17 protein-coding genes and 2 pseudogenes are annotated in these 17,652 nt (G+C 68.8%); 6 read left to right on the top strand and 13 right to left on the bottom strand.

The features are described 5' to 3' along the window. Positions 1–28: 28 nt before the first annotated feature. Positions 29–703 carry a PEP-CTERM sorting domain-containing protein gene (locus ACFJIX_RS07145; RefSeq protein WP_377158740.1) on the top strand — a complete coding sequence of 225 codons (675 nt, stop codon included), beginning with the start codon at positions 29–31 and terminating at the stop codon, positions 701–703. Positions 704–794: 91 nt separating this feature from the next. On the opposite strand, the pseudogene argG reads toward ACFJIX_RS07145, so the two are convergent. From argG to ACFJIX_RS07130, 3 genes and pseudogenes are all read right to left on the bottom strand, one after another. Further along, positions 795–2,136: pseudogene (gene argG, locus ACFJIX_RS07140) on the bottom strand (argininosuccinate synthase). A gap of 111 nt (positions 2,137–2,247) precedes the next feature. Next, the gene (locus tag ACFJIX_RS07135; protein WP_377158738.1) at positions 2,248–2,841 is read right to left on the bottom strand and encodes an IMPACT family protein; all 594 of its coding nucleotides are present in this window, start codon (positions 2,839–2,841) and stop codon (positions 2,248–2,250) included. Between the two features lie 40 nt (positions 2,842–2,881). Continuing rightward, the gene (locus tag ACFJIX_RS07130; protein ID WP_377158737.1) at positions 2,882–3,664 is read right to left on the bottom strand and encodes a substrate-binding periplasmic protein; all 783 of its coding nucleotides are present in this window, start codon (positions 3,662–3,664) and stop codon (positions 2,882–2,884) included. 112 nt (positions 3,665–3,776) lie between these two features. On the opposite strand from ACFJIX_RS07130, the gene tgt reads away from it, so the two are divergent. From tgt to ACFJIX_RS07115, 3 genes are all read left to right on the top strand, one after another. Continuing rightward, positions 3,777–4,904, top strand: a complete 1,128-nt coding sequence (gene tgt / locus ACFJIX_RS07125; RefSeq protein ID WP_377158735.1) for a tRNA guanosine(34) transglycosylase Tgt — start codon at positions 3,777–3,779, stop codon at positions 4,902–4,904. Between the two features lie 182 nt (positions 4,905–5,086). Beyond that, positions 5,087–5,587 carry a hypothetical protein gene (locus ACFJIX_RS07120; RefSeq protein WP_377158733.1) on the top strand — a complete coding sequence of 167 codons (501 nt, stop codon included), beginning with the start codon at positions 5,087–5,089 and terminating at the stop codon, positions 5,585–5,587. A 64-nt stretch (positions 5,588–5,651) separates the two neighbouring features. Further along, the gene (locus ACFJIX_RS07115) at positions 5,652–6,113 is read left to right on the top strand and encodes an STY0301 family protein (RefSeq protein WP_377158731.1); all 462 of its coding nucleotides are present in this window, start codon (positions 5,652–5,654) and stop codon (positions 6,111–6,113) included. A gap of 460 nt (positions 6,114–6,573) precedes the next feature. Here ACFJIX_RS07115 and ACFJIX_RS07110 read toward each other — a convergent pair whose 3' ends face one another. From ACFJIX_RS07110 to ACFJIX_RS07090, 5 genes are all read right to left on the bottom strand, one after another. Next, positions 6,574–8,499, bottom strand: coding sequence for an MFS transporter (locus ACFJIX_RS07110; protein ID WP_377158730.1), 1,926 nt, complete (start codon positions 8,497–8,499; stop codon positions 6,574–6,576). Positions 8,500–8,558: 59 nt separating this feature from the next. Beyond that, positions 8,559–9,389 (bottom strand): DUF2145 domain-containing protein, encoded by an 831-nt coding sequence (locus ACFJIX_RS07105; RefSeq protein ID WP_377158729.1) that lies wholly within the window; start codon positions 9,387–9,389, stop codon positions 8,559–8,561. Further along, positions 9,386–9,829, bottom strand: coding sequence for a hypothetical protein (locus ACFJIX_RS07100; protein ID WP_377158727.1), 444 nt, complete (start codon positions 9,827–9,829; stop codon positions 9,386–9,388). Before ACFJIX_RS07100 ends, ACFJIX_RS07105 begins: the two co-directional genes overlap by 4 nt. 62 nt (positions 9,830–9,891) lie before the next feature. Beyond that, the gene (locus ACFJIX_RS07095; RefSeq protein ID WP_377158725.1) at positions 9,892–10,365 is read right to left on the bottom strand and encodes a YiaA/YiaB family inner membrane protein; all 474 of its coding nucleotides are present in this window, start codon (positions 10,363–10,365) and stop codon (positions 9,892–9,894) included. Between the two features lie 53 nt (positions 10,366–10,418). Continuing rightward, entirely contained in the window at positions 10,419–11,840 is a 1,422-nt protein-coding gene (locus ACFJIX_RS07090; RefSeq protein WP_377158724.1) for an amidohydrolase family protein, read from the bottom strand. A 152-nt stretch (positions 11,841–11,992) separates the two neighbouring features. Here ACFJIX_RS07090 and ACFJIX_RS07085 point away from each other — a divergent pair, with 152 nt between their 5' ends. Next, complete coding sequence (locus ACFJIX_RS07085) at positions 11,993–12,757, top strand: helix-turn-helix domain-containing protein (protein ID WP_377158722.1); 765 nt, start codon at positions 11,993–11,995, stop codon at positions 12,755–12,757. A 21-nt stretch (positions 12,758–12,778) separates the two neighbouring features. On the opposite strand, the gene ACFJIX_RS07080 is transcribed toward ACFJIX_RS07085, so the two are convergent. Genes ACFJIX_RS07080 through ACFJIX_RS07065 form a run of 4 tightly spaced genes read right to left on the bottom strand, consistent with a single transcriptional unit; the run spans position 12,779 to position 15,768 of the window. Then, positions 12,779–13,453, bottom strand: coding sequence for a CAAX prenyl protease-related protein (locus tag ACFJIX_RS07080; RefSeq protein ID WP_377158721.1), 675 nt, complete (start codon positions 13,451–13,453; stop codon positions 12,779–12,781). Between the two features lie 54 nt (positions 13,454–13,507). Continuing rightward, positions 13,508–13,915 (bottom strand): DUF2000 family protein, encoded by a 408-nt coding sequence (locus tag ACFJIX_RS07075; protein ID WP_377158719.1) that lies wholly within the window; start codon positions 13,913–13,915, stop codon positions 13,508–13,510. 40 nt (positions 13,916–13,955) lie between these two features. Then, positions 13,956–14,807, bottom strand: a complete 852-nt coding sequence (locus ACFJIX_RS07070; protein WP_377158718.1) for an AraC family ligand binding domain-containing protein — start codon at positions 14,805–14,807, stop codon at positions 13,956–13,958. Continuing rightward, entirely contained in the window at positions 14,797–15,768 is a 972-nt protein-coding gene (locus tag ACFJIX_RS07065) for a LysR family transcriptional regulator (RefSeq protein ID WP_377158717.1), read from the bottom strand. The genes ACFJIX_RS07070 and ACFJIX_RS07065 overlap by 11 nt, the downstream gene beginning before the upstream one ends. A gap of 142 nt (positions 15,769–15,910) precedes the next feature. On the opposite strand from ACFJIX_RS07065, the pseudogene ACFJIX_RS07060 reads away from it, so the two are divergent. Beyond that, positions 15,911–16,553 (top strand): annotated as a pseudogene (locus ACFJIX_RS07060) (NAD(P)-dependent oxidoreductase). Between the two features lie 178 nt (positions 16,554–16,731). Here ACFJIX_RS07060 and ACFJIX_RS07055 read toward each other — a convergent pair. Then, positions 16,732–17,586: a 23S rRNA (adenine(2030)-N(6))-methyltransferase RlmJ gene (locus tag ACFJIX_RS07055; RefSeq protein ID WP_377158716.1), complete on the bottom strand. Its 855-nt coding sequence runs from the start codon at positions 17,584–17,586 to the stop codon at positions 16,732–16,734. Positions 17,587–17,652 lie beyond the last annotated feature (66 nt).

Below are 17,652 nucleotides of genomic sequence, written 5' to 3'. Positions count from 1 at the left end.
CAAGATCTACCTCTGCTCGGGATTCACCATGACGCTGTTCGCACGTACTTCGATCGCCGCCGCCGCCGCGCTGTTCAGCGGCCTGGCCGCCGCCGCCTCCATCGGCGGCCTGGTGAACACCGGCGCCGGACAGTCGACCGGCAGCACCGACACCAACTACAAGTACACGGCCACCGGCAATGCGGCCGGCCTGTCCGGTTTCGGCGTCGTCAGCAACGGCAGCGCGGATCCGTTCCCGAGCTGGCTGCCCAACACGGCGACCTCGTCGTGGCTGATCCCGGGTGCCGACCAGAACACCAACTACAGCCCGACGGGCAATTCGACGTTCACCTGGACGCTGAACTTCGACCTGACCGGCTTCGACGCCAGCAGCGCCTCGTTCAGCGGCCACTGGGCGGCGGACAACAACGGCGTGCTGCTGCTCAACGGCGTGGCGATCTCGACGATCTCCGGCCAGCGCGGCTACGCGGACTGGACCTCGTTCGCGGCCTCGAGCGGCTTCCTCGCGGGCGTGAACACGCTGCAGTTCGTCGTGACCGACACGGTCGACCAGACCTACAACTTCACCGGCCTGCGCGCGGAGTTCCTGAGCTCCAACGTCAACGCCGCGGTTGCCCCGGCCGTCCCGGAACCGCACACCTACGCGCTGATGCTGGCGGGCCTGGGCGCGCTGGGCTTCCTGGTGCGCCGCCGCCGCGGCTGATCGCCGGGATCGGGGCGTCGGCCCCGCGAATGAAAAAAGCCGCTGAGCGATCAGCGGCTTTTTGCTTTCCGGCTCGGTGCCGACTCGGTGCTTATTCGCCCCCGCCGGTCAGCAGCGGGATCGAGCCTTCCGAGTTCTTGCCCAGCAGGCCGCTGCGGCTGTAGACGCCGAGCTTCTCGCGGGTGTCGGCGATGTCCAGGTTGCGCATCGTCAGCTGGCCGATGCGGTCGGCCGGCGTGAAGGCGGCGTCCTCGACCTTCTCCATCGACAGGCGCTCCGGCGCGTAGGTCAGGTTGGGGCTGACGGTGTCGAGGATCGTGTAGTCGTTGCCGCGGCGCAGCTCCAGCGTCACTTCGCCGGTGATCGCGCGGGCGACCCAGCGCTGGGCGGTCTCGCGGAGCATCAGGCATTGCGGGTCGAACCAGCGGCCCTGGTACAGCAGACGGCCGAGCTTCATGCCGTTCATGCGGTACTGCTCGATCGTGTCCTCGTTGTGGATGCCGGTGACCAGGCGCTCGTAGGCGATGTGCAGCAGCGCCATGCCGGGGGCTTCGTAGATGCCGCGGGACTTGGCCTCGATGATGCGGTTCTCGATCTGGTCGCACATGCCCAGGCCGTGGCGGCCGCCGACGCGGTTGGCTTCCAGGAACAGCTCGACCAGGTCCGGGAAGGTCCGGCCGTTGATCGCGACGGGCACGCCTTCCTCGAAGCGCACCGACACGGTCTCCGGCTTGATGACGACGTCTTCCTTCCAGAAGGCCACGCCCATGATCGGGTTGACGATGTTCATGCCCTGGTTCAGGAACTCCAGGTCCTTGGCCTCGTGGGTGGCGCCCAGCATGTTGGAGTCGGTCGAGTAGGCCTTCTCCACGCTCATCTTGTAGTCGAAGCCGTTGGCGATGAGGTACTCGCTCATCTCCTTGCGGCCGCCGAGCTCGTCGATGAAGGTCTGGTCCAGCCAGGGCTTGTAGATCTTCAGCGCCGGGTTGGCCAGCAGGCCGTAGCGGTAGAAGCGCTCGATGTCGTTGCCCTTGAACGTCGAGCCGTCGCCCCAGATGTTGACGCCGTCGTCGCGCATGGCCACGACCAGGGCGGTGCCGGTCACGGCGCGGCCCAGCGGGGTCGTGTTGAAGTAGGTGGCGCCGCCGCTCTTGATGTGGAACGCGCCGCACTGCAGGGCGGCGATGCCTTCGGCGACCAGCAGCGCGCGGCAGTCGACCAGGCGGGCGATCTCGGCGCCGTAGGCCTTGGCCTTGCGGGGGGATCTCGTCGTAGTCGCTCTCGTCGGGCTGGCCGAGGTTGGCGGTGTAGGCGCAGGGGACGGCGCCCTTGCCGCGCATCCAGTGCACCGCGGCGCTGGTGTCCAGGCCGCCCGAGAAGGCGATGCCGACGCGCTCGCCGGCGGGAATCTTTTGGAGGATGGTTGCGGCCACGGGCAGTCTCGCGCGGTAGTGGGGAAAACAGCCGGCGATTCTAGGCTGCGGAGGCCGGCGAGGCTTCGCGGATGGGCGAGACACGTCGGCGGGGCGCCGCGGACGTGGCTTTCAATCGTCGGTCTTCAGCCAGCCGATCCGCCCTTGGCCTGCCTCGTTGAGCAGGGCGACGAAGGCGTCCGCGGCGCTCTCCGGCAATCGCAGCGTCACGTCAACGAGCGCCCCATGCGCCACGTCCACCAACTGCGCCCCGGCCTTCTCGGCCTCGCGCCTCAGCAGGCCTTCCTGCGCGTAGGGCAGGGTGCAGCGCAGCGTCCGCAGCCGGATCACCGGCACCTTGTCGGCCTTCAGCAGCGCCTGCGCGACCGCGTCGGTGTAGGCCCGCACCAGCCCGCCCGCGCCCAGCTTCACGCCGCCGAAGTAGCGCACCACCGTCGCCAGCACGCCTTCCAGGTCCTGGTGGCGCAGCACCTCCAGCATCGGGCGGCCGGCGGTGCCGCCGGGCTCGCCGTCGTCGTTGGCGGCGGACTGCCCGCCGGCCATCAGCGCCCAGCAGACATGGGCGGCGCCGGGGTGTTCGGCGCGCAGCTGCTCGACGCGCGCCAGTGCCGCGGCGCGATCGGGCACCGATTCCACGCAGCCGATGAAGCGGCTCTTCTTGATGATCAGTTCGGCGTGGACCGGCGCGGCGAGGCTGTGGGGCATGGGCGGGATTGTCGCGTCCGCGTCGTCCGACGCGATTGCCTCACGGGGTCTGGGACAGATCGCCGAGATGCTTGTGCTTGAAGCCCTCGATGGTCCCATCCTTCAGCATCTCGTCGACGGCATGCCGCATGAGGTCGCGATCGGCCTGCGGAATGCGTTCGCGGGACAGCGCCAGCGCGCCGATGCTGCGCTCGTTCGGCGCGAAGGACAGCGCGGTGAAGGCTGCGAACACCGGATCCGCGCGCCGCGCGAGGGCCAGGCTGTGCGCGCCCAGCACGACGGCGTCGCCGCGGCCGGCCTTGAAGATGCGGATCGCGGTGGGCTGATCGGGCGCCTCGTCGACGCGGCCCTGGATGCGCAGGGTCGTGAGCCACGATTCCACCGTCGGCGTGAAGACGTAGCCGCGCACGACGATGACGCGGCGCCGCTTGTCGGCGAGGAAGGCCGCGGGCGTTCCGCTAGCGGCTGCCAGCGCCGGGCGCATCACGACGAACTGCTTCGACTCGATGTACGGGATGAACTCGACGAGGAGCTCCCGCTCCTTCGTCATCATCGCGGAGACCGTCATGTCCATCTGGCCGGAGGCGAGCCGCGCCCAGATGCGCACGCGCGATTCGGTGATGGCCGAGAGCTTGCAGCCGCTGCGGCGGGCCACTTCGTCGACGACGTCCTTGTCGATGCCGGTCCAATGACCCTGGGCGTCGCGATAGTAGAGCCCGCTGTACTCGTAGAGGCCGACCGTGTACGGCCCGCAGGCGAGCGCGGGCGCCGGCGCGATGGTGCCGGCGGCCGTCGCGACAAGGGCGGCGATCCAGGACCTCAAGATGCTTCTCCGGGGAGTCTGTGCTCCCGATTGCGAGAGGAGTCTACGCCGCGGCCATGACGCCTCGCCTCGGCGCGACCCCCATCGGACGCGGGGCCCGATAATCGCGCCCATGCTGAAGTTCGAACTGCTCAAGACCGAAGGCCGCGCGCGACGCGGCGTCATGACGCTCAACCACGGCGTCGTGCAGACGCCCATCTTCATGCCGGTGGGCACCTACGGCACCGTCAAGGGGGTAATGCCGAGGTCGCTCGAGGAAATGGGCGCGCAGATCATCCTGGGCAACACCTTCCACCTCTGGATGCGGCCGGGCCTGGACATCATGAAGCAGTTCGGCGGGCTGCACCGCTTCGAGAGCTGGAACAAGCCGATCCTGACGGACTCAGGCGGCTTCCAAGTCTGGTCGCTGGGCGAGATGCGCAAGATCAGCGAGGAAGGCGTCAAGTTCGCGTCGCCGGTGAACGGCGACAAGCTGTTCCTGACGCCCGAGATCTCGATGCAGATCCAGACGGTGCTCAACAGCGACATCGTCATGCAATTCGACGAATGCACGCCGTATGAATCCAAGGGCCAGCTGACGACCGAGAAGGAAGCGCGGCTGTCGATGGAGATGAGCCTGCGCTGGGCCAAGCGCTGCCAGGACGAGTTCACGAAGCTGGAGAACCCGAACGCGCTGTTCGGCATCGTGCAGGGCGGAATGTTCGAGAACCTGCGCGACGTGTCGCTGGCCGGGCTCAAGGACCTGGACCTGCCGGGTTACGCGATCGGCGGGCTGTCGGTGGGCGAGCCGAAGGCGGACATGCTCCGCATCCTCGATCACATCGCGCATCAGCTGCCGGCGGACAAGCCGCGCTACCTGATGGGCGTGGGCACGCCGGAGGACCTGGTCGAAGGCGTGCGCCAGGGCGTCGACATGTTCGACTGCGTCATGCCGACGCGCAACGCGCGCAACGGCCACATGTTCACCCGCTTCGGCGACCTGCGGCTGCGCAACGCGCGCTACAAGTCCGATGAGAAGCCAGTGGACGAGACCTGCAGCTGCTACTGCTGCCAGAACTTCAGCCGCGCCTACCTGCATCACCTCGACCGCTGCGGTGAGATGCTGGGCCCGATGCTGACGAGCGTGCACAACCTGCACTACTACCTGAACCTGATGAAGGAAGTCCGCGAGTCGCTGGATGCCGGCGACTTCGAAGGGTTCCGGCAGCGGTTCGCGGCGGATCGGGCGCGCGGGGTGTGAGACCGCCTGCCTGCTGAAGGCGCCTACCTGCTGAGGATGGGGCGTTGGCCGCCGATGCATGGGGCCTTGGCGGCAAGCGCCAAAACCCCACGCATCGCCGTCCCCCATCAACGCCGTCCTTCCACGGTTTTGCGACCGGGGACTTCAGAAGGTCCTAAGTTCGGGCGTGCAAAGATGGCGTGATGCTGAAGTTGCTCGTCGCGCCGTTCCGCTGGCTGATCCGCGTCGTCCTGGCCATCATCATCCTCTTCGAGGAATGGGGCTGGGAGCCGCTGCAGCGCGTGATGGGCGCCATCGGCCGCCTGCCGGTGCTGCGCCAGCTGGAAGCCGTCGTGAGACGGCTTCCGCCGTATGTGGCGCTCGTCGTCTTCTTCCTGCCGGGCCTGCTGCTGCTGCCGATCAAGCTGCTGGCGCTCTGGCTCATGGGCATCGGCCGGCCGGGTCTGGGGCTCGCCGTCATCGTCCTCGCCAAGGTCGTCGGCACGGCAGTGGTGGCGCGCATCTTCGCGTTGACGCAGCCCGCGCTGATGAGCCTGCCCTGGTTCGCGCGACTCTACGGGCGCTGGACCGTGTGGAAGGAAGGCCTGCTGGTCTGGGTGCGCGCGAGCGCGGTGTGGCGCTCGGCGAGGGCGATCAAGTTGCGGATCAGGCGGCTGATGCGGCGAGGCGCGCGTAGCGCGTGATATTGAGCGGGATGACCATGGTCAGTGGCTTCGGCGCTCAGGCCTCCTAGACTGCCTCTCCATCATGCGCATCGCCTTGTCGCCCGTCCGTTTCATCACCCTCGCGATGCTGTCTGCCGGCTTCGGATTGGAGGCGGCCGCTGCGCCGGAGCCCTTCAGTTGCCCGGCGCAACTGCCCCTCACGAATCAGTCGCTCACCACCGTTCCCGCCGGCTGGGAAGCCACCACCGCAGGCTCCGAGCGTACGCAACACCAACTCTCCGGTTTCGCCTTGAACGCCGGACCAGTCGGCTCGCCCAACGGCGAGATCTACGACAAGGAGGAAGAGCGCAAGGACGGCAAGGGCGGCGCGACTCGCACGCAGAGCTGGAACCTGCAAGGCATGACCGGCGGTTTCGCCGTCTGCAGCTATTTCCGCACTCGCGTGGAGCTGGCGCGCTCGCTCGACGGCTACTCCAGCTGCGAAGTGGTCTACAAGCGCTCGAAGAACAGCGATTTCAAGATGGCGTCGGCGAGCTGCCGTTGATTTCGCCTCGAAGAGCCTTGTGAGGCTCAAGAGCAGAAGGCCCTCTTGCGGATCAAGCGTTCGGTAAGCGTGTTGACAACATGTCGCCGCCCGTTGGCATCTTCAAAGGCCGCTGTTCCCTCGGAACGGCGGCCTTTCCTCATTGGCGATCCGGTGCTTCGTGCCCGCAGCGGGGGCAGGTTCGAACGTCAAGCAGCCAAGCGAGCCAGTCGTTGCTCGACATCTTCGAGATCCCATGCCAGACAAGGCTCAAGCCGCAGGAGGGGCACCGGATAGCCAGACAGGCCCCGACGAGCACGAAAAGCCCAGTAAGCGACGCCGCGAGCTTGAGCATGGCTGGACTCGTACCGAGCAGAGTGGCAAGAGCATCTGGGATGAGGTAGCAAGCACCAACCGCCGCTACGCTCGCTGCGCAGAGCCATAGCTTCCAACGCTGTGATGCCACAAGCCTCATGTCAGCTCACGCCTTCGCTGTCTGAGCCACCACAGCGCTTTCCGGGCCCAGCAGCGCCGCCACCCGTTCCCGCAGCAACTCCGGCGTCACATCCTTCGCCGCGATCGGCGCCGACGCCACCAGCCCCACGCGGCTGAACAGCCCGCGCCGGAACGGCCGCACCATCGCCTGTCCCTGCTCGACGCGCGAGAAGAACGAGCCCCACAGGTTCTGCAGCGCCATCGGCACCACCGGCATGTCGGGGCGCCCCTCCAGCAGCTTCATCACGCCGCCCCTGAACGTCTGCAGCGAGCCGTCGCGCGTCAGGCCGCCCTCGGGGAAGATCCCCACCAGCTCGCCGTCGTCGAGCACCGCCTGCGCGGCGGCGAACGCGGCGTCGTAGGTCGCGGCGTCTTCCTTCTGCGGCGCGATCGGGATCGCCTTGGCCAGCTTGAACAGCCAGCCGAGCACCGGCACCCGGAAGATGCGGTGATCCATCAGGAAGCGGATCGGCCGCGGACTCGCCGCCATCAGCAGGACCGCGTCGACGAAGCTCACGTGGTTGCACACCAGCACCGCCGCGCCTTGCGTCGGGATGTGCTGATCGCCGCTGACGCGGAAGCGGTAGATGACGCGCGACAGCACGAAGGCGAAGAAGCGCAGCAGGTATTCCGGCACCACCAGGAAGATGTAGAACGCGACCAGCGCGTTGGCGATGCCGACCACCAGGAACAGCTGCGGGATCGACAGCCCGGCGCCCAGCAGCGCACCGGCCAGGATCGAGCTGGCGATCATGAACAGCGCGTTGAGGATGTTGTTGGCCGCGATGATCCGCGCGCGGTGCGACGGCTGGGCACGCATCTGGATCAGCGCGTACATCGGCACGCTGTACAGGCCGGCGAAGAGCGCCAGCAGGCCCAGGTCGGCCAGCACGCGCCAGTGCGCATGGTTCGCGAGGAAGGTACCCACGCTCATCGGCGCCGACGGCGGCAGCCCGCGCGACGCGAAGTACAGGTCGATCGCGAAGACGCTCATCCCGATCGCGCCCAGCGGCACCAGGCCGATCTCGACCTGTCGGCGCGACAGCACCTCGCACAGCAGCGAGCCGACGCCGATGCCGACCGAGAACACCATCAGCAGCAGCGATGCCACCTGCTCGTTGCCGTGCAGCACTTCCTTCGCGAACGACGGGAAGTTGGCCAGGAACACCGCGCCGAAGAACCACATCCACGAGATGCCCAGCAGCGAGCGGAACACCGCCAGCTGGCCGTGCGCGAGCTTCAGGTTGCGCCAGGTCTCGCTGACCGGGTTCCAGTTGATGACGAGGTTCGGATCCGTCGACGGACTGGCGGGAATCGCCTGCGCCGTCGCGCGACCGAGCAGCGCCACCACCACGCAGGCGATCGCGACGTGCTGCGGCCCGACGATCGGCGTCGCGACCAGCAGGCCGCCCGCCAGGTTGCCCAGCAGGATGGAGACGAAGGTGCCCATCTCCACCATGCCGTTGCCGCCGGTGATCTCGTGATCGTTCAGATGCTGCGGCAGGTAGGCGTACTTGACCGGCCCGAACAGCGTCGAGTGCAGCCCCATCAGGAACACGCAGCCCAGCAGCACCGGCACGTTGACGGCGTAGAAGCCGTAGGCGGCCAGCGCCATGATGACGATCTCGAGCGATTTCACGAGGCGCATCAGCCGCGCCTTGTCGTACTTGTCGGCGAGCTGGCCGCTGGTGGCCGAGAACAGCACGAACGGCAGGATGAACAGCGCGCCGATCGCCAGCCCGGCCTGCGCCGCCGGCAGCCAGCTCACGTTGAGCTGGTAGGTCACCAGCACGGTGAAGGCGAACTTGAACAGGTTGTCGTTGCCCGCGCCAAGGAACTGCGTCCAGAAGAACGGCGCGAAGCGGCGCTGGCTCAGCAATGCGAACTGGCTGGTGTGGGAAGAGTCGCTCATGGGAGGGCTCGCTATGGAAGTCGGGGGAGGAGATCGATCAGTGACCTGGCGCGCGGTCGTCAGGGCGCGGCCTTGACGTTCTGCGGCGCCTGGCCGTAGCCGCTGCGGGTCAGCCAGCTGAAGATGGTGTCGGCGGTGGTGGTCTCGATGTGGCCGGAGAAGCGCTTCGCGGACGGATGATCGTCGAAGGCCACGTTGGCCATGCCGATGCGCGCGCCCAGGCGCTTCGCGGTCGACAGGCGCAGGTCCGACGGCTCGTAGCCCTGGCGCTTGAGCCAGTCCTGCGCCTGCGCGCGGTTGAAGACCTCGCGCGGCGCCGCGGCCGCCGCCAGGGTCTCCAGCGCCCACTGGTTGCTCTGCTGATACTCGCGGGACCACGGGTACGCGACCATGTTGTAGGCCGGCGTGTGCAGCGCGGCGACGCGGGCGTTCTCGCGCAGCAAGGGCAGCAGCGCCTGCTGCAGTTCGGGCTTGAGCACCGAGTACGCCGCCTCGTAGCGGAACGGGCTGTCCATGAAGAATTCGCCCAGCCCTTGCCGGTACAGGTCGGCCAGCGCCGTGCCGCACTGGTTGAGCTTGTGCATCACGCGCCAGACCGGTTTGGCATCGGCGCCGCTGCCCATCGTGTCGCGATAGACGAAGCCCACATGCGACCAGCGCAGCCCGTACTCGCTGAGGTTCTGGCCCGCGCGCGCCAGCAGCACCACGTCCGCGCCGCTGCGGTCCAGCGCGGCGGCGGTCGCCTGCGCCAGGTCCATGCCGCGCCGGATCTGGTCGAGCGTGGGCTCCTTGTCCTCGCAGGGCCGGCCCGCGTGGGCCGGTGCCGTCGCGAGGGTCGCCGCCAGCGCGGCAGCCGCCAGGACCGCCTTCATGGCAGGGCCGCCGCTCATCGCGTGACGCGGTCCTTGTTGGTGACGCGCTCGTTGTAGAGCAGCGAGGCGCCGATCTCGTTCGGGATGAAGGCGATGGCCTCGGCCGCGGCGGAGATCACATAGCCCGTGCTGATCGCCGTGACGACGACGGCCGTGCCGACGGAGGTCGCGGCGCCGACCACCACCTTGCCGGAGAACTCGACGCTGATGCGCACGCCGTCGGAGGCGCGCTCCAGGACCCAGACGGTGCCGCGGGCGGTGCTCTCGACCGCGACGACGACGAAGGCCGCGCCGCCGGCCAGCACCGCGGAGGGCGCGACGACGGAGATGGCGACCGGGACGGCGGACAACGCGACGCTGGCGTCGCTGGGACCGCCGTGGGCGCGGGCCGCGCCGGTCGCCCCGAAGGCGAGGGCGGCGGCAGTCAACAGGGTGATGAGGGACGAACGGGGACGCATGGGAAGACTCCTTGCGGTCGGGACAGTCGAAGAGGGTGACGGTGCGAGGTCGGCGGCGGCGCTCATTGAGCGGCGGCCGGCACGGCTTCGCGCTGGGCCTCGCGGCGGCCTTGCTGGCGCGCCTCGGCCAGGTCGGCCTCGTGCGCATCGCGCAGCATCTTGGCGAGGGTGAAGACGTTGGAGATCAGGTAGAGCCAGCAGACCAGCAGGTAGGCCTTCCAGACCGGCTGGACCTCCATGCGCCACAGGCCCCAGCCGGTGAGCGACATCGCCAGCGCGAAGCCGCTCCAGACGACCAGGCCCCACATCGGCGTGTCGGTGCGGGCGCCCTGGTTGTCGCGGATGTACTTGGACAACGCGAAGGCGGCGGACAGGCAGAACACGTAGCCCATGACCATGAAGGCGCGGTCCAGGTCGGCGCCGGGCAGCCAGGCCAGACCGATCGCGCAGAGCGCGACGCTGATGCCGAAGGAGATCCACACCTGGTAGCGCCAGGCTTGCGTGTCGCGCTGGATGCGGATGTGCGGGGTGCTCATGTCTACGTTTCCTCCTGTGGGCCGGTCGGTCAGGACCGGTGTGTTTGCCGGGGTCATCGCCCCTTTGAGTGGTTTCCGGTGGCGATGGCGCGACTGTCGTCGCGAGCGGTCCGGTCCCCCTGCAGATTTGCGGCGAGTATCACCCGCCGCCTGTCCCGGTATCGATCGGTGCTACCGCTCGGTCGGGCCCCGGTCGCCTGGGTAGGCCCCGGGGTTCCGGGGTGTCCTTCACGCCGCCTGCACAGGGAAGTGCCGGGCGGTCGCGAAGACCGGGGCGGCCAGTGCGTCTCCCTGCCACCGGGCGAGCCGCTTGAGGGTGAGATCAAACATCGGGGGTGGTGGTCGCGCAATGCCCCCAAAGGAGCGACGTGGGCCTCGTCCAGCACACCCGCCCGGACGAGTTGGGGCAGCCGGACCAGGGGCAGCACGCCCGGCAGCGGGTAGTCGGAGCCGTGCAGCAGCCGGTCGTGCCAGTCCTGGCGACGCAGCACGGTCCGCCAGACCTCGGGCCGGCGGTTGAACTGGAACATCGCGGAGACGTCGCCCAGCAGCAGGCCCTGCCAGGCCGGTTCGTCCATCAGGCGGGCGAAGAGTTCGAAGGCGGGCACGGAGCGGGGGCGCGGGAGGTCCAGGTCCATCGCGTGACCCAGCGAGGCGCAGTGCGCCGCGATCACGCGCACGCCGTGGCGCAGCGGTTCGCGCAGCAGCAGCGGATTGCCGAGGTCCTGGCGGTCCGCGCCGGGGACGGCGTGCTCCTCCCCGCAATGGACGATGAGCGGAAGGCGTGCCGCGGCGAGACGGTCGTAGAACGGCCGCAGCCGGGCGTCGCGCAGATCGATGGCCATGCTGCTCGGCAGCCATTTGATCGCCAGCGCGCCGCCGGCGATCGCACGGTCCAGCCGTGTCAGCGCGTCTTCGCGGTTCGGATGGATGCTGGCGACCCAACCGAAGCGGTCGGGTCGTGCGGCCGCGACGGCGCGGGCATACGCATCGGGAACGTGGAAGGTCGTCCAGTCGGGCCGTCGGTGGCCGGCGGCGTCCACGGCTTCGTCGAACGCAAAGAGCAGCCAGCGTGCGCCGACCGGGAACGCATCGGCCAGCGCGGTGAGGCGGCGGACGTACGCGCGGTCGATATCGCCCGCGGCGACGGCGCGCGGATCGACGCAGGCGCCGTTGAGGATCGCGTGCTTGCGGGCGAACTCGACCGGATGCCACCACTGCGACAGCGACGGCGCGATCCAGCAGCCCGAACCCGAATCGCCGGTGCCGATCAGATGGGCGTGGACGTCCCAGAGCTGCTGGAGGTCGAGGCCGTCCCAGATCCGTTCAAGCCACTGCGGATCGACGCCCGGAATCGGCAGAGAGGCATGGCCGCAGGGATTGCGCAACGGACCGGCCGCATCGGCCGCGAGCGCGCTGAAGAGACCCGCCGCCGCGGCGGCGCCGCAGCATAGGAGATGACGTCGGCTGAGCATGGTCGGCGCCCGTGGAAGTTGGAACGGACGCGATGGTCGGGACGCGCGCCGGCCGTGACGCGCTTCATGTGCGGCGGTATCGCGGCGCGGGCCGTCCGGTCTCGAATCCCGGTACCCGGTCGTGCCAGCGAGTTGCGCTAACGTCCGCCCCCATGGCGAGCACGCAATCCCTCATCGATCTCATCAAGGCCGAGCTGAAGCAGTCCGGCATCAGCTATGCGCAGCTGGCGACGGCGCTGGACCTGTCGGAGTCCAGCGTGAAGCGCATGTTCGCGTCGGGCGGCGAGATGCCGCTGTCGCGCATCGACGAGATCTGCCGCGTGCTGAAGACCGATTTCGCCGAGCTCTCGCAGCGCCTGGCGCAGTTGCAGCCCTTGCGCCGCGAGCTGACGCTGCAGCAGGAGCGCGAGGTCGTCGCCGACGAGAGGCTGCTGCTGACCGCCATCTGCTGCCTGAGCCAGTGGAGCTTCGAGCAGATCGTCGCGACCTACCGCATGGGCGAGCCGGACGTGACGCGCGCGCTGGTGCAACTGGATCGGCTCGGCATCATCGAGCTGCGGCCCTTGAACCGATATCGGCTGCAGGTGGCGAAGACCTTCCGCTGGCGGCCGCAAGGTCCGGTAATGGCCTTCTTCCGCGAGAACGTCATGCAGGACTTCTTCGCCGGTGGCTTCGACAACGACGCGGAACTGTTGATGCTGGTCCACGGCCAGCTCAGTCCGGGCATGGCGCGCGAACTGCGCGACCGGCTTCAGCGCGTCGCCGAGGACTTCGCGCGCCAGCACCTGCTCGACCAGAAGCTGCCCGATGAGGAGAAGCGCCAGTTCACGCTCGTGATGGGCATGCGCTGCTGGCTGTTCGAGCGCTTCAAGCACCTGCAGCGGCCGGCGGCCGTGACGAAGGTGCTCGAGCGCTGAGCGGCGGCGCCTTCGGGCCGGTCACCAGAATTCCCAGCGCCCGCTCCAGACGACCCAGATCCCGAGCACCCCGTTCGTCACCGCATGCGCGATGACGGCGCACCACAGTTTGCCGGTGCGGATGTAGAGCCATGCATAGGCCGCGCCGGCGACGATCGCCGCCAGCCACAGCGTGTGGGCGAGCATGAAGACGAAGGTCGACAGCACCAGCGCGCGCAGGCCGGCGGCGCGCGGATCGACGGTCTCGAACTGCGGGCTCGCGATCCAGCGCATCAGGAAGCTGCGCCAGAACAGCTCCTCCATCACCGGCACCAGCAGCGTCGCACCGAGCCAGCGGACCGCGATCAGCGGCCAGTCCACGCGACCGTCCGCCGTCATCGGCACGAAGGCGGCGGTCGCCTCGCCGAGCTGCATCCATGGCGCGTCCAGATGGATCCACAGCCCGAAGACGATCAACCCGACGGCGATGCTCAACCCGGCCTCGCCGAGACGCGGCCGGTTCTGCCGGTCGAATTCGCCGTAGCCGCGCCAGAACCAGGCCAGCGCGCCGCCGACCACCACCAGGTTCAATGCGTAGATCCAGCGCGGATCGAGGCCCAGCGCGTTCTGCTCCGGCAAGGCGCCCCGCAGCGCCAGCAGCAACATGAAGAGGGCGAAGGGGACGATGCGGGCCCAGGCGGCTTGACTCAATGGCATCCGGCGAATGTACCGGCGAGCCGTGACCGTGCCATGCGGACAACCGAGGAACCGTCAGCGGTGCAGCGAGAGGCCCTTGATGGCCTTGTCGACTGCCTTCTTCGGTCCCCGGAGCGCCAATCCGACGAGGTCGGGGTGGTGGGCGTCCTCCGCGAGGAAGACGTTGCGGTTGGCTTCGTCATGGCCGGTGGAGAACATCGCATGGACGTAGGGCACCAGGGTCAGGTCGCTGTCGATGCCCCGGCGGTGCGCGGTCTGCAGGCCGGCGAGGTCGGCTTCGAAGACCAGCATCGGCTGGCCGAGCATGGCCGCGAAACGGCGCCCCAGGGCATCGACATACGGCTCCCCGATGGCCTCCGGCGCGGAGGCCGCCACGCCCGTCGCGAGGAACGCGGTCACGTTCAGCCGTTGCCAGGTCGCCAGGTCGTTGCGGACGATGATCGCCACTTTCGTATCAAACATGGACGTCGCACTGCGTGCTTCAACTGCGAAGACCGCATCCTCACGGCGGCCCCGGATCCCGGTCTAGAACGTTTGTGCAGCGACGCCGGTAGTCCGCCGGCGTGAGGCGATAGGCCCGCTGGAACCAGCGGCCCAGGTGGCTCTGGTCGGAGAAGCCGACCTCGGTCGCCACTTCGGACGGTCGATGGCCGCGCGCCAGCAGCGCCCGCGCGGCACGCAGCCGCAGGCTCACCAGGTAGGCGTGCGGCGATTGCCCGAAGGACTGCTTGAACTGCCGCGTCAGCCGGAAGCGATCCATCCCGGTGTGCGCGACCAGATCGTCGAGGCCGACGTCCCAGGCCATCCGGTCATGGAGGAACTCGCGGGCGCGATCCGCCAGCCGCGACGAATCGCCGCGGACCGGTTCGTCCGAGACACCGACATGCCGCGCGAGCAGCCCGATCAGGCGGTCGAGGTGCTGGTCGCAGCCCAGGCGCGACTCGCCGGCGTGCAGGGCGTCGAAGGCCTGCCCGATCGCCGAGACGAGGCGCGGATCCTCCGCCAGCGTGTCGCGAAACGCCGGCTGGATCGCGGACAACCCGCCGAGCCCGTGCTGCGCCAGCAACCGCGTCGTCCAGTCCTGCGGCAGGTAGAGCATCGCGTAGGTGAAGCCGGCATCCTCCGGGGCATGGCCGTCGTGGACCGCGCCCGGTTCGATCAGGATCGCGCGCCCGGGTGTGCTCGTGTGCAGCGCGCGTTGGCAACGGAAGCGCTGCACGCCTTGCTGCGTGATGCCGATCAGGAGCTCGTCGTGGCCGTGGGGGTCGTACGCATGTCCGGTGAAGTGCGCCCGCACGGTCTCGATGCCGGTGCGCGGGTCGCGGCGCAGCTGGATCCAGTGGTCATCGGCCATCGGGCGCGCTCCTGGCGGATGCGGTCGACGATGCGGAGGATGCCGACGATGTCGGATGCGCTGTCGAGGGCGAGCCCGAAAACGCCGGACGAAGCGCCTCGATGGCATGCCGGACCTTGGCCGGTTGCGCATCGCGTTGCGGCGTCATCACGTAGACCGGCAGCGTCGGCAACGACCAGCCCGGCAGCAGCGGCAACAGGCGGCCCTGGGCCTGCGACTCATCGACATCCTCCGCGCTGAGCAGCGCCAGCCCGATGCCCGCTTCGCAGAACTGCTGCAGGCTGAGCTGGTTGTTGCTGCTCGCGCGTGGGCTGACGCGCAGCACCTCCTCGCGCCCCTCGGGGCCGACCAGCGAGAGGCTGCGCATCGCGCCGCTGTCGGAGCGCAGGAACACCCAGTCGTGCCGCGTCAGGTCCGACATCGAGGTGGGAACGCCGCGCCGCGCCAGGTAAGCGGGCGCCGCATAGAGACCGACCGTCCGCTGGCCGATGCGCTGCGCGACCCAGTTGCTGTCGGGCAGCCGGCCGAAGCGCACGGCCAGGTCGATGCGCTTGGCGACAAGGTCGGTGAAGCCGTCGTCGACTTCCAGGTGCAGGCTCATCCCCGGGTTCGCTGAGAGCAGCGGCCCGAGCGCCGGCCCGATCTGCCGCGCGGCGCCGACCGGCGCGCTGATGCGCAGCTCGCCTTCGGGCGCGTCGCGCAGGTGGTGCAGCTGGGTCTGCGCCTCGCGCGCGGCGGCGAGCATCGCCTGACAGCCCTGCACGAAGCGCTCGCCAGCGGGCGTCAGGCTGATGCGCCGCGTCGAGCGGTGCAGCAGCGTCACGCCCATGTCGCGCTCCAGCGCGCGCAGCTGCTGGCTGACCGCGGAGGTCGTGGTCTGGAGCTGCCGCGCCGCGGCGACCAGGCTGCCCTGTTCGACGACGGTCGCCAGCACGGCCATCCGGCGGAGTTGGTCCAGCATCGGGGATTGTGTAGATCGTCTAAAGAATGGAGTCGGATTCTGAGGACTTCTGCGGCGATTGTGAAGTTTCTACAGTTCACTTCATCGCGACACCCCCGTCGCTCCCCCGAATCCCTCGGAATCTCCCTCGAAAGGAATCCCCATGAAAGTCGCCCTGATCGGACCGACCGGCTTTGTCGGCAAGGAAGTGCTCAAGGAACTGCTGTCCCGCGGCCATGAGGTCGTCGCCCTGGCGCGCGATCCGTCGAAGTTGGAAACCCGCGCCGGCCTGACCGTGGTGAAGGCCGACGCGAAGCAGGCGGACCAGGTCGCCGCCGCCGTCGAAGGCAGCGACGCGGTCGTCAGCGCCTACAACCCGGGCTGGTCGGGTGCCGGACATCCACACCGAGTTCCTGGACGGCACCCGCGCGATCTACGACGGCGTGAAACGCGCCGGCGTGAAGCGCCTGCTGGTGGTCGGCGGCGCGGGCAGCCTGTATGCGGCCCCGGGCGTGCAGATCGTGGACCTGCCGGAATTCCCGGCCCAATGGAAGCAAGGCGCCCTGGCCGCGCGTGAAGCGCTGAACCTGATCCGCCTGGAGTCGTCGCTCGACTGGACCTTCCTGTCGCCCGCACCCCACCTGGAACCCGGCGAGCGCCGCGGCAGCTATCGCGTCAGCCTCGATACGCCGGTGATGGACGCCAACGGCCCTGCGCACGTGTCGACAGCCGACCTGGCAGTCGCCATCGTCGACGAGCTCGAACGCCCGCAGCACATCCGTCGGCGGTTCACGGTCGGGTATTGATCGCTGCCGGAGATCGCAGCGGAGGCCGGTGCCCCTGTCCGCTCAATCTCCTCCTCGCCGCTCGGAATTCGCTCCCAGGGGCACCGGCCTCCGCTGCTCCGAGCGAGAACTTCGTGTAAGCCCAAAGCCCAAAGCCCGGAGCCCGGAGCCCGGAGCCCGGATGCGCGCGGGAGCGCGATCAGGCGGTCTGCTGTTCCAGCAGGTAGTTGGCGTCGTCGTACTGGCCGAGCGTGTCCACGAGCGTGGGCAGGCATTCGGCCAGCTTGTCGTGGAGCACGAACGGCGGGTTCACGACGAACATGCCGCTGCCCATCATGCCGAAGCCGCGCTCGTCGGCCTGCGTGACGGTGAGGCGCACGTGCAGCCAGCCCTTCTTGGCGACGGGCTCGGAGGCCGACTTCAGGCGCTGCACGAGCTGCGCGGACTCGACGGTCTGCAGCTGCGGATACCAGATCGCGATCGTGCCGTCGGCGAAGCGTTGCAGCCCTTCGCGCAATGCGGCGACGACCTTGCCGTAGTCGGCCTTGATCTCGTAGGAGGGGTCCATCAGCACGACGCCGCGCCGCGAGGGCGGCGGCAGTTCGGCCTTCAGCGACGCGAAGCCGTCCTGCTGCAGGACCTGCGTGTTGGCGCGGTCCTCGAGGTAGCTGGCGAGGATGCGGTGGTCGGTGCCGTGCAGCTCATAGCAGCGCAGGCGGTCGTCGAAGCGCATCAGCATGCGCGCGATGGCCGGCGAACCGGGGTACTGCTCGAGCTTCTTGCCGGGATTGAAGTCGTGCACCAGCTGCACGTACTGCTGCAGCGGCTCGGGCAGGTCCTTGCGCGAATAGAGCGCGGCGATGCCGCCGGCGTGTTCGGCGTTCTTCTGGGCGTAGCGGCCGTCGAGGGCGTATCCGCCGGCGCCGGCGTGGGTGTCCACGACGGTGTAGGGCTTGTCCTTTTCCCCCATGTAGCGGAGGACCTCGGCCAGCACCAGGTGTTTGAGCACGTCGGCGTGGTTGCCGGCGTGGAAGGCGTGTCGGTAAGCGAGCATGGGCAGGACTGTAGCGCGCCGGCCCGGGACTGCTCAGTCCGCCCGGACGCGGTTCATGTCGACGAC

It is taken from the genome of Roseateles sp. UC29_93 (assembly GCF_042695725.1).
GTDB lineage: Bacteria > Pseudomonadota > Gammaproteobacteria > Burkholderiales > Burkholderiaceae_C > Roseateles > Roseateles noduli_A.
The sequence above is the reverse complement of the archived record's forward strand: the minus strand, read 5'-3'. Positions and strand labels throughout refer to the sequence as shown.